8 protein-coding genes are annotated in these 11,811 nt (G+C 39.5%); 1 reads left to right on the forward strand and 7 read right to left on the reverse strand.

What is annotated here, in order from left to right; all coding sequences use genetic code 11:
* Positions 1 to 300: 300 nt before the first annotated feature.
* A complete protein-coding gene (locus tag IEE83_RS16645; RefSeq protein WP_194121660.1) occupies positions 301 to 3,468 on the forward strand; it encodes a ligand-binding sensor domain-containing protein in 3,168 nt (1,055 codons plus the stop codon).
* Positions 3,469 to 3,743: 275 nt separating this feature from the next.
* Here IEE83_RS16645 and IEE83_RS16650 read toward each other — a convergent pair whose 3' ends face one another.
* The 7 genes from IEE83_RS16650 to IEE83_RS16680 all read right to left on the reverse strand — a co-directional run bounded on the left by IEE83_RS16650 (position 3,744) and on the right by IEE83_RS16680 (position 11,758).
* Entirely contained in the window at positions 3,744 to 4,151 is a 408-nt protein-coding gene (locus IEE83_RS16650) for a response regulator (RefSeq protein ID WP_194121661.1), read from the reverse strand.
* 533 nt (positions 4,152 to 4,684) lie between these two features.
* Complete coding sequence (locus tag IEE83_RS16655) at positions 4,685 to 5,425, reverse strand: 3-oxoacyl-ACP reductase family protein (RefSeq protein ID WP_194121662.1); 741 nt, start codon at positions 5,423 to 5,425, stop codon at positions 4,685 to 4,687.
* A 127-nt stretch (positions 5,426 to 5,552) separates the two neighbouring features.
* Complete coding sequence (locus tag IEE83_RS16660) at positions 5,553 to 6,077, reverse strand: putative antibiotic biosynthesis monooxygenase (RefSeq protein WP_194121663.1); 525 nt, start codon at positions 6,075 to 6,077, stop codon at positions 5,553 to 5,555.
* A 187-nt stretch (positions 6,078 to 6,264) separates the two neighbouring features.
* On the reverse strand, positions 6,265 to 7,647 hold the full coding sequence (locus IEE83_RS16665) for a glycosyltransferase (protein WP_194121664.1): 1,383 nt from the start codon (positions 7,645 to 7,647) through the stop codon (positions 6,265 to 6,267).
* Positions 7,644 to 9,173, reverse strand: a complete 1,530-nt coding sequence (locus IEE83_RS16670) for a hypothetical protein (protein WP_194121665.1) — start codon at positions 9,171 to 9,173, stop codon at positions 7,644 to 7,646. Before IEE83_RS16670 ends, IEE83_RS16665 begins: the two co-directional genes overlap by 4 nt.
* Positions 9,174 to 9,702: 529 nt before the next feature.
* Positions 9,703 to 10,572, reverse strand: coding sequence for a sugar phosphate isomerase/epimerase family protein (locus IEE83_RS16675; protein WP_194121666.1), 870 nt, complete (start codon positions 10,570 to 10,572; stop codon positions 9,703 to 9,705).
* Positions 10,573 to 10,702: 130 nt separating this feature from the next.
* Complete coding sequence (locus tag IEE83_RS16680; RefSeq protein WP_194121667.1) at positions 10,703 to 11,758, reverse strand: alpha/beta fold hydrolase; 1,056 nt, start codon at positions 11,756 to 11,758, stop codon at positions 10,703 to 10,705.
* Between the last annotated feature and the right edge of the window lie 53 nt (positions 11,759 to 11,811).

An 11,811-nucleotide genomic window follows, 5' to 3' on the forward strand; every position in this document is an offset into this window, starting at 1 on the left:
CAGGAGCTGCCAGCCCATAAAAACCATCCCCGCACCAAATATAAAAATGGTCAGTCCGCTTAGCCATTTAAAAACTTCTGTGATCCCTGATACTTTAAAAATTCGATAGCCTCTCCGATTATTTTCTTTCACATGTATAATATCAACCAAAAGTAAACGGTATTTTCAAAACTGGCATTCAATTCCTCCGTCTGACAAACGCTTTGAAAAGCATCAATTAATTGTATTTTGCAAATTGTTACATGCCACTTTTACTTTTTAGTGGTTCACAAAACAGAAAAGCACATCAGGCAGTAATATATGTTTACAAGAATATTCTTAATTGCTTTGATATGCCTGTGGTTTACCACCGGGCATTCCCAGTCATACTCTGAAAAATATGCAGTCAGTCAATATACCGATGAAAACGGGCTGCCTCAAAATAGTGTTAAAAGTATTGCAGCGGATAAAAACGGCTTTATTTGGCTTGCTACCGAAAACGGGCTCGTGCGCTTCGACGGCCATCATTTTTATACTTTTGATAAAACCAATTCAAGTTTATTAAGTCCAAGATTTTATTCCCTTCTGCCGGACATGACCGGTAATACCAACAGAATTTATGCCATTGGTGATAATTTGGACGATGTTATGCGTATTGAAAGTCCCAACGCTGTTGATGATTCTCAATATTATACAAAGCAAATTTCACGGGTTCCGCACAGCCACACCGATCACGACAGAACGGCTTCCGGCCTGCCAAATAGTTTGATCCAGATGTCGGACAGACTGCTTCACTATTACATGATCCTGGTTCCTTCGCGCATTGGCACGTTTTATATTATACAGAGAAACAAGATCGAATTTTTTACCAACTGGAAAAAATCGTGGGATTTTGCTTACAAAACCAGTGATTTTAATGAGTACTTTATTTCAAACGGTACCTTGTTTCGTTTCTCGGCGGATGGAGATCTGTTAAGATTTAAAGTAGATGGTCTGGAAAAAATTCATCTCGCAGGTGATATGCTTAATGATCGTTCCAACACGGAAGGAAAGAAAAAAAATACCATTTTCTGGAATAATGTATCTGATCAGGTTTTCATTAAGTCGGACAAAAAATTCTACTACGTAGATGATATTAAAGCAGGTCAGTGCAACACGCGCCTGATTTTGGACGGCTTTGACCTTGATGCCAATATCATTCAAACTGCATATTTTGATAAGGAAAAGAATAGACTTTTTCTGGGCAGCTCCACCCTTGGTCTATTTGTTTTCACAGCCAAGGATTTCCGGACGCTTCGCTTTGGAAATAAGGATTCTGAAAATATATTTTACGCACAAACGGTTTTCGGCAAAAGTCAGGTTGTTACAGCCCAGGGCAATGTACTTGGACTAATTGATTCCGGCCCTAAAACCGGAGAAATTTACAATAGCATATTACCCTCTGTCAAATCAGGCTACAAGGGCGACGGTTCCAGTATTGTTACAGATAAAAGGGGAATTATCTGGTCAAAGTCGGGCTACCATCTTTATCAGCACGATGCAAAAGGAGAAAATCTCCTTCAGCACTGGGACATGGGAGATCAGATTTATACCATGTATGTGGATGATACTGGCCGGATCTGGTTTTCGGTATATCATAAAGGTCTTTACTTTATTGATCCGGACGGGCCTGCGAAAAAGCCGGCCCCTTTCAAAGGTCCCGTCATTGAGGATATGATGTACATTTCGAAAGGAAATGATCAAAAGCTCTGGCTGATAACCCACCATGGATTGTTTTCCGCTGAAATCCAAACAGGTAAGACAGCGGTGGTTCCCGGAACGGAAAAATTAATTATCAGAAGCATTTATATTCCCAGGACGACTAAAACCAATGGTTCAGAAAATCCAGGCAATAAAGGGATTTTTATAACAACCATGGGCGATGGAATTTTGTATTACTCCGGGAACAAACTGATACAGCTACCTCTGGATGCAAACAAGTACATTTCCGCAGCACATTACATTGTGGAAGATAAAAAAGGATTTCTGTGGATACCTACCAACAAGGGATTGTTGCAGTTTGCAAAAAAGGACTTTCTTCAATTTGTGAAAGAATCTGAAAATGGATGCGAAAAGCCCCAAAAACCGTTTTTTCTATATTACAATAAAGAAAACGGATTTATTACCAATGAGTTTAATGGCGGAGGTCAGCCAAGTTATGTACGACTTCCGGATGGCTCTGTTTCACTTCCTTCCATGAACGGCCTGGTGTGGTTTACGCCGGAAAAGATTAAACCGGAACTTCCTGATAAAAGTTTTTTCTTTGACAGAATTGAAATTCGGGATAAGACAAATTTTATAAAAGGCGATACAATTTTGCTCGAAAAGGATCCGCAGCGGGTTAGTCTTCACATCGCCTCACCTTATTTTGGCAATAATTATAATACGAATTTATCCTACGCGATAACAAAATCGGATTATAAGCCGGCTGCCCCGGACTGGATATATTTGAAATCTGAGGATCCCACCATCCGGTTTTCAGAACTTTCGTCAGGCAAATACACCGTCAGCGTGCGGAAAACCAGCGGGTTTGGGGAAGGAAATTATGTTTTCAAAACAATTACTGTCATCATTCCAAAACACTGGTATGAAACATTTCTGTTCAGATTAGCCGTCGCAATAATTTTTATAGCAGCCGTTTTTATGTTTATCCGGTCCCGAACCCGTTATCTTAAAAAACAAAACCAGGAGCTGGAAATGAAAATAAAGGCCCGGACGCAATCTCTGGAAGAGACGCTGCACCAGCTTCAAATTTCTGAAAAAGAATTGAACAAGCAGATGCATATCAGAACGCGCCTTGTAGCATCCATCAGCCATGATATCAGAACGCCCATGAAATTTTTGATATACGCATCCGAAAAGATCGAGCCGCTGATGGATGTCCACAGATATGATCAGGTTGCGCTGATTGGAAAAAATATTACGATTTCTGCGAAACAGATCAATCAGCTTCTTGAAAACATGATCCAGTATATCAAAACCCAGTTTAAAGGAGAACATATCAGATTTAGCGAGGTTTTGCTGTATCCATTGATTAATGAAAAAATCACATTTTTTTCCTCGGCAACCCAGGAGCATCAAAATACTTTTATTCATGAAACCGGGCAGGACGTAACGGTTTTATCCAATATGCATTTGCTTGGCGTGGTGATACATAATATCATAGATAACGCTAATAAATTTACCTACAACGGTGAGATCCATATTTTTACTGAAACGCATGCGGATAAACTGCACCTGATAATAGCCGACAGCGGCTCCGGCATTTCTTCAAATCTGGCACACTGGCTGAACACAGAGGATGATGTTAACGAAAAAACACTCGAAGTTTCGCAGGAATTTAATGGATTGGGGTTGTTGATGATAAAGGAAATTAGTACTATGCTTGGCATTAAGCTTCTGGTTGAAAATGATCATGGAACCCGCTTTCATTTGATATTTAATACATAATTTCAAATCCCGCATCTACATCTTGCAGCACATGAAAAACCCTCAGACATTTCTTCCAGAATTGTCTTGGCTTAAAGAGTACTACAAATCAATTTGTTAACAAAAAATGTCATCGATGAAATCTTTTATCAAATCTGTATGCATAATGCGGCCAGCAGAAAAATATTAAAAAACGTCGCTTTTAAGTATTTCATTTTTCAAAATCAATTGATCAGATTATTATTAACCTTACCCAAACAAGCTATAATTAAACGGTATAAAGCAACCATGTAAAGTCATGATTCGATCCTAATTTGATTTTGTTGCCAGATTTTATTAATAATGTCAATGAGTTTTTCAGTGATGTCACTTTCTTTGGTTACAAACGCCTCGGCACCTGCGGCCAGAATCTTTTCTTTTGATGAAGAATCATTCATGTTGGAAAACGCGATAATTTTCACCTCAGGCCAATTTGTTTTCAAAATTGCCGCGGCTTGAAAACCGTCCATAACAGGCATTTCAATATCGAGAATAACAATATCGGGAAGCTGTTCCACCTGGTGCATTTTGTCGATACACTCCTGGCCATCTTCAGCATCGAACACGACTTCAAAATCATAATTAGCCAGAAGAAAAGCGGTGAAAGTCCGGACCACAGCGCTGTCATCGACTATGGCAATTAAGGGTTGGGATAATTGCTGCATATATAAGGTGAGATAATATTTAGTTATTCTTGGCTTATCATTAAAAGAGCATAGCTGCACAGAACCTCTCAGAGTCTGCATAGGCACGCCGTCGCATGGTTCAACTTACAATTCCCATTCCATAAATGGCCCTAACTATACTTTTCATATCAAACCGCCGCTGTCGCTCAACAGACATTGCGTTTGATAAATAGAATTATTTCTACAAATCACGTAATAACCTGTTTAGTAATGATATACTTTAACGTATATCGTATAAATATAGAATTTATTTTACAAAAAACTTCGCAACAAGATGCTTGGTTTTTGAAAGTTATTTACCGGGTAACAAATTTTTTCCCTTTGAAATTATTAAGGCAATTTTTTCCCGGTTTGACTTTTACTGAGATCGCACCTGTACAGTTTTCATTTTTAATTGTCGATTGACCAATTCCAGGTGGTTGAAATACGGGAACAGAAGAGCGATGTTTTCCCGGATTTTGAAATTTTATTTGAAGTGAATTTTAGGTCAACTATAGGAAAAGGATCATTACTCAACTCATATACCAGCCGCCATTAACGTTGATGGTCTGGCCGGTAATATAGCCGTTTGTGGCTAATAATATCACAACATCCGATACTTCATCCGGTTGCCCAAAACGGCCAATCGGAATAATTCCAGGTTTTATATTAGTATTGCCTTTGATCATATCGGTTTCAATAAGGGCTGGCGCAATGGCGTTAGACGTGATGCCGCCATATTTTGCGAGCATCGCAGCATATGAATGCGTGAGGCCGATCATGCCCGCCTTGGCGGCTGCATAATGCGGACCGATTACACCGCCAAGCTGTGCGGCAACGGAAGAAATATTGATAATCCGGCCAAAGTTTTTTTCGATCATAGAAGGAATAGCAGCCTGCGTTGCGAGAAAAGCCGAAGTCAGATTCACGTCAAGTGACTGCCGAAAATCCGCCAGTGTTAGTTCCAGCAATGGTTTTACAGGATTGATCCCGGCATTATTAACTAAAATATCAACATTACCTGCCAATTTGTTAATCTGCGAAAACAAAGCCAGAACCTCAGCTTCATTTGATACATCAGCCTGAACTGCATACGCTTTTTCCCCAAAAGAAATAATTTGTGAAACAATTCCCTGAGCCTGTGCCGCACTGCTTTTATAATTTAAAATAACCGTCGCACCTTCTTTGGCAAGACTTATCGCGATTTCCCTTCCCAGGCCCCTGGACGCACCTGTTACCAGTGCAATTTTGCCTTCCAGCTTTTTATTTTCCATAATTAGATAAGATCAAATTAAAATTTTAATCCCCTCAAATTCTATACAAAAACATCACTTGCGCTGTCTCTTAATGTTCAGAATTGTCGTAGATATTTAACATTCTTAGATCACAATCCAATCTAAATCACTTGCTACTTTGAAGCCACGGTTTCATTACTTTAATAACCTGAGGCATTACTACCCAGGTTAACAAGCCTACCATGCACGCTGCGATAATAAAAATACGGAGCATCAAAGGAAATGTCTGAATGAGAGGACCTAATGCAAAAGATAAAAATAAGCTCGTTGGATAAACGCCGCAAAGTGTGGCTAGTGCCATTTTCCATCTCGGCGGAGGCAGTGGTGAACGAAACCATGCTTCCAGCCCATTGAGTTGACGGTAAACTGGTTCTTCTGTTATGGTGGATGCATAATCCTCCCAGTTTCGAAATAATTCCGAATTATAAAAAGCGTCCCGCTCGGCTTCATCGGCAAAAGTCCGAAGAATACCGATTTCACGTCCGTCAGTACCTGGCAAAGCCGTGATCATCCCGGCTCCTTCCACACCTCCGTGCAAAAAAGATTCTCCCAGGAAACGGCGAAGAGCTTGTTTGAATTCCTCCTCTTTTCCTGGGAGAACCTTGCGTGTGATGGCGACATGAATAGGCATTGCATTAACCGTTTTATGATAAATTATTTGTTTGCCAATTTACGACAAAGCTAAATAATTGCTAATTCGGAGAATGTTTTAATCGGCACAAAACAATATTCGACACCTCATATTTCCAGTTGAAGATTGTGTTAAATATCAATCGTCAATTTCATAATTCGTCTTGATGCAGCCCCAAATAAAAAGATTACACAAATTTGATTTTGTTCAACGCAAAAAAGGTCATTTTCAAAAGCAGCCATCCATGTTTGAAACGGGAAATATTGGTCTCTCCGTAGGTTCGTGCTTTGTAGCGGATAGGTACTTCAATAAATTTAAGATTGAGTTTGGCCGATCCAAATATTAAATCAAAGTCCCCGAACGGGTCGAATTCACCAAAATATGCACGGTTAGCAGCAAGCTTTAAGTAGTTTTCGCGGCTCATTACTTTTGTTCCGCAAAGTGTATCTTTCAGGTTTTGACCCAATAACCAGGAAAATGCCATACTGAAAAACTTGTTTCCCAGTAAGTTCAAAAATCTCATAGCCTGATCTTCCATCGGATACACGAGCCGCGTTCCATTGATATATTCTCCTTTTCCGGAAGCAATGGCATTAAAGAACTTGGGCAGTTCTTCGGGAGCCACGGTCATGTCTGCATCCAGAATCATCAAAATATCACCTGTGGCAATGCTATAACCTTTCCTGACTGCATCACCCTTCCCTTTTCCATCCTGCTGAATCCATTTAATATCATAAAATTCCTTGTAATAGGTTCCCAGCCGCTGAATTTCTGCCCAGGTATCATCGGTTGAATTCCCTTCTACAAAAATAATTTCTGTATGTTTTCCCATTTGTGGGGTTCTGCGGATCAACGCTTCAATATTTCCCTTTTCGTTACGCGCAGGAATAACAACACTCACCGTAATTTCTTCTGCCGGTTTTGGCAACTGTTTTTTGCTTCTGGCAACCAGACAGGTAATCAGCCCAAGTGCGTTGAACAACGGCAAATTGCCGACATATTTGTTCAGAAATGTGGATACCAAAGGAATGTATTTTGGAAAAATAGTCTTTTTGTAATTGTCGATTACATCAAAACCAGCCAGTTCAAGTAAGTTGGTAATATCTCCGATATCCAGCCAGTTTTGTCTTTTCTGAGGCATTTTCATACCCAGATTTTCAGCCAGGTTTAATACCGGCCGCCAGATAAAATTCGTCGAAGTAATAATCAGACGGGTTTCTGCATTACATGCTTTTTGCACCTGTTCAAAAACATTCTGAACATCAATAAAACTGCCCACCGTATCACTGATGAGAACGTAATCAAAGGTTTCATCCAGTGTAATATCCTCAGCATCCATCAGATGGTAAGCATATTGACTACGATGCTCTTTTGCATAACTGATCATCTCAGGAGATGAGTCAATGCCAACACCACGCGAAGGTTTAAGTTTTTCTAAAAGAAAGCCCGTACCGCTGCCAATTTCCAACACAGAAGATCCCTCAGGAATGATAAATTTGAGGTAAGTCGTCAGGCATTTGTAGTAATAAGCATTTTTGTGGATCCATTTTTCTCTTTGTTCCCCATTCATTTGTAACGTTGATTGTACCATTTTGAATCTGCCAGAATTAGAAGTTGATGATTAGGAATAACGCGGTATCCTTTTTGGGGAAATTTATAATAGCTGACTTTACCAATCAGACTTTTCTCATAGACATAAAGAAGCGGCCTTCTAAGAAGCATCGGCGGCTTTTCTTCATAATTCCATGAACCAGGATATACGTTTTGGAAATAGGAAATATATTGATTGGGAACCATGACGTCAGAGCCCTCCGGAAGCTTTTTTGCAAGCTCATGTAGTTGGTGGGCATTACCGTCAGGATAGGGATTAAGTCCAAATCTGGTATTAATAAATTTTGAAGCACTAATACCTAAACTTCGGGAATCAGAATCAATTACGAAACGGTGAGAAACGATAAACGAACTCAAAATTAATTGAAACACTAAACCGGTATAAATATAAGTAACAGAAAATGCAGCAGGCATAATACCAGCCTGAGAGAACCGGTAACTTATAAATACATAAGCACTTAACATCAGTGCCCACAAACCTCCAATCCTTGGCGGATAAGAAACGCTCATGTAAATTGTAGGAAAGTAGTAAAGCGTTTCGAAAAAGTATACTACAAACAAAAGGCTGTAACCACAAGCCAGTACCCCAAGAATAATACCCCTTCTTTTGAAAGATCTCAGCCAAATGGCAAATGGAAATAATCCCATAATCAGTGCAATCAAACCAATGACAAGGTAAATCGAAATATAAGTGATCAGTCTGACCGGTGTTGCACTTTGTTGAATACGTGAAATGGCGGTTCCTAACCTGCTTGGCTGCGGCCCGTTCAGATGGGACAGCCAGCCCATACTTAGACAAAATAGCAGCAGACATACAGAGGCGACAATCAGATTTCTCTTGTTAAGAAAATAACTGAACCACGGCTTTCCAGCATCAGTAAGCAGAAAATCAACTACTGAGCAAAATAATAGCAAACTGCAAATCAGAATATTGGATGTTTCCTTTACCAGAAAAGTAAGCAGCAGCCAAACTGCAGCCATAGCATATTTTCGTTTGGCCAGATTAAGCGCAAACAGCGCCATCAGGGGAAGAAAATAATGCTCCGGATGCCAGCCAAAGTAATCCAGATAAATAAAATAGCCCATCGGCCCAAAAACAAAAAACACCACAGCGAGCCAGTTGGTGGTCCAAAGTGAAGTACCAAATCTTTTAAAACCACTAAACCATTGCCAGAAAAAGACACCAAAAAGGCCAAGATACGCAAGGAAGAGTCCGTAAATCCCAGTGAATTTGGTCAACAAACCAGTTAATGGAATAAAATAATAGTTGTGCTGCCGGGCGTGATCTCCATAAAAATTGTCGTACAAAAGCGGACGCCCTTCCAGCCATCCCCTGCTAAGCTGCAAGGCCAGCATCCCGTCGCTAAATTCTTCCTGATTGCCTTGAAATTGAAATACCTTGATAAAATACCAAAACAAACTGCCTAACACAGGCAGAGAAATCAAGAATAATATTTTAAGCCGGCGCTGGTGACTTTCACTCATCGGTGTTGTATTTCATATTTATCAGGGGTATGCAGGCATTTATAAAAAGCCATGCCGCTGCTATGGATTTTTTCATGATCAGCAGTTTGCCTGTTAAATGTTGGCAATTAGACAACGAATGTAGAGAGAATCACTCCCAATTTTACAAAAAGAAAATAGTTTAGCCAGCCACTATTTTTTTCTGGCTCAGTTAAAAATAAACAAACCCGAAAGAATGAATGAAAAAATTTGTTTTTCAAGAAAAAATACAATTAAAACTCTTCATTGTATTTTAATTTATACTAAAAAACCAGATTTGGTATGCTAATGAAGAAATGCGTTTCGAAATAAAACTTTAAAATATTTTCATAAAAACTCCAGGAATTTTTAGATAAGAATTTATTATTTCGGTAATCAGCAAATAATTGTGAATTACTTCTAGCTAACTTCTGCGTTGGGACAGAAAAAAACTGCTTGTGAACTTTTCCTTTTTTTGATGAGAAAAGTACACAATCTATTATGAGATATAAAAAATGAAATCCCAAAATCTTTAAATCATGCGATCAAAAACTTTACGTTGTTCGATCATTGATTTTAATTTGTCGTCAGGGTTTGTATGGCATTCCAAAAGAACCCAGCCTTTGTAATTCATTTTGTTAAGATTTGCCAGAAGGTCTTTGTAGGGATAATCAGTTCTGTCCAACTCCCGTACGTGGCAAGTATCACCAAAATACTGCTTTACAAGATCAAAATTATATTGAAACCCTTTTCCATTTAAATCCTGGGGATTGCAATTCCAGCATATTTTTGCGTTTGGATGATTGGCGTACTCCATGATCTTTTTGATATTAGGCAGTTCCTGCGTTTCCTCACCATGTACTTCAAGTCTTAGTTGCTGTCCAAGATCGGCGGCATATTGGGCAAGTTCATGAAGGGACGCGCCAATCTGGGCCAGTGTCTTTTCAACCGGGACATCCTTATGCAGACCATTTGGTTTTACCTTCACACCCGAGCCACCAACATCAGCGCTTAACCGGATAAATTCCTTAGTCCGGTCCATGGAAGCTTTCAGCAGATTTTGATCCGGATAATCATATTGCTGATTGGTACCAAGCCCAACAAGTTTTACCGGACTGTCTGCAAACTGCTTTTTAACTTCTGATCTTTGGGTTTGGTTAAGCTCCGGCATCACTTTGTGCGCATGTTCTACCCGCAGTTCAGCTCCGTGGATATTGGCTTGTGAGCAATTTTTAATAATAGTCGCCACATCCCAGTCTTTGCCCCACAGATAGGTTACGAATCCTAATTTAATATCACTTTTGACCGGCAGTGCCAAGTTTGCAAATAAATCTGCCGAAATCATGGAAGCACCTGCGAACAAAGAAACTTCTTTCAGGAATGTTTTTCTATCGATTAGCATGTTGATCAATTTAGGAATGTTAGCATGTTGATCAATTTAGGAATGAATGACTGAAACCTAAAAGCCGGATCGAGTAAGCCACTACTCTAAAACTTTCAACAGGGCTAAAAATGGGTCTTCAACCAGATTTTTATTTTTTGGCAAATGATCGCACGGTTTGAAGAAAAGCAATCAACTTATCGGTAAATTTTTCCGGACGCTGGTAATGAATATTATGACCGGTATCTTCAAATATTTCATGGCTGATTAAATACGGATATTTATTTTTCAATGCCTGATTTTCCTTTTCAAACGGAAATAAATCACCCTTACTGACCGGATCCAGTATCATCACCGGGACTTTCAGATTTCGAAAGATAATTTTCGGCTCAATCACTGACATGGATTCTGCAAAAAGCGGCGCTCGTGTGGGACGTAAAATGTTGTCCAGAGATTGCTCATAGGTGCTCATGTTAAATAATTTCCATAAGCCGGCGCCAAAAACCCACTTCCCGGTTTTATCCTGTTTTACCCAGTTTAGTAATTCAAACTGATCATCATTCTGGCTCTTGTCAAAAAAGGCCCGGTAGGCCTCAAAGGCGGTGGCATACGAAGTATCAGTTAATACCTGACTGGCATTTTCTTTTACTTTTTTAAGCAGCGTAACTGAGTCCATTTTATGATAATTGGTATTTATTGATACCGAACCTCCGTCTTCCAAAATCAATCCCAGTACTTTTTTTGGATAAGCATCATAAAAAGCCGTGGCGATAAAACCGCCCCGTGACCATCCGCCAGCGACAGCTTTACTGATTTTTAAACGATCCATCAAAAACTTGATATCATCTGCCACATGGTAAAGTGATACTTCATGTTCAGGAATATTTGTCTGGCCGTGACCGTAATAGTCAATGGCGATAACATAATAACCTGCTTTTACCAGTTTATCCGCAAAAGGCAAAATCTCATAGGCGCTGCTCAAACTCCCATGTATCCAAATGAAGGGTGTACCGGAAGGCTTGCCCCAGGTGAGATAATGCATCTTCACATTTGCCGTTTCTATAAAATGGCCATGTATTTTTTCAAAAGCTGAAAATCTGGTTTTGGCTTCTAAAAAATACTGATGGATTTCTTCATCAGACAAAGTTGATGTCTGGGCATATGATAGAAATGGATATAAAAGCAGAGCAGTAAAAATTAATTTCATGACTTGAATAAGTTTTATCTTTCACCACAAATATCATCGTTTCTCCATACCCG

The organism is Dyadobacter subterraneus (genome assembly GCF_015221875.1).
Taxonomy (GTDB): domain Bacteria; phylum Bacteroidota; class Bacteroidia; order Cytophagales; family Spirosomataceae; genus Dyadobacter; species Dyadobacter subterraneus.

Coding starts and splice junctions, on each gene's coding strand:
- IEE83_RS16645 (WP_194121660.1), top strand. CDS start 301: ATGTTTACAAGAATATTCTTAATTGCTTTGATATGCCTGTGGTTTACC.
- IEE83_RS16650 (WP_194121661.1), bottom strand. CDS start 4,151: ATGCAGCAATTATCCCAACCCTTAATTGCCATAGTCGATGACAGCGCT.
- IEE83_RS16655 (WP_194121662.1), bottom strand. CDS start 5,425: ATGGAAAATAAAAAGCTGGAAGGCAAAATTGCACTGGTAACAGGTGCG.
- IEE83_RS16660 (WP_194121663.1), bottom strand. CDS start 6,077: ATGCCTATTCATGTCGCCATCACACGCAAGGTTCTCCCAGGAAAAGAG.
- IEE83_RS16665 (WP_194121664.1), bottom strand. CDS start 7,647: ATGAATGGGGAACAAAGAGAAAAATGGATCCACAAAAATGCTTATTAC.
- IEE83_RS16670 (WP_194121665.1), bottom strand. CDS start 9,173: ATGAGTGAAAGTCACCAGCGCCGGCTTAAAATATTATTCTTGATTTCT.
- IEE83_RS16675 (WP_194121666.1), bottom strand. CDS start 10,572: ATGCTAATCGATAGAAAAACATTCCTGAAAGAAGTTTCTTTGTTCGCA.
- IEE83_RS16680 (WP_194121667.1), bottom strand. CDS start 11,758: ATGAAATTAATTTTTACTGCTCTGCTTTTATATCCATTTCTATCATAT.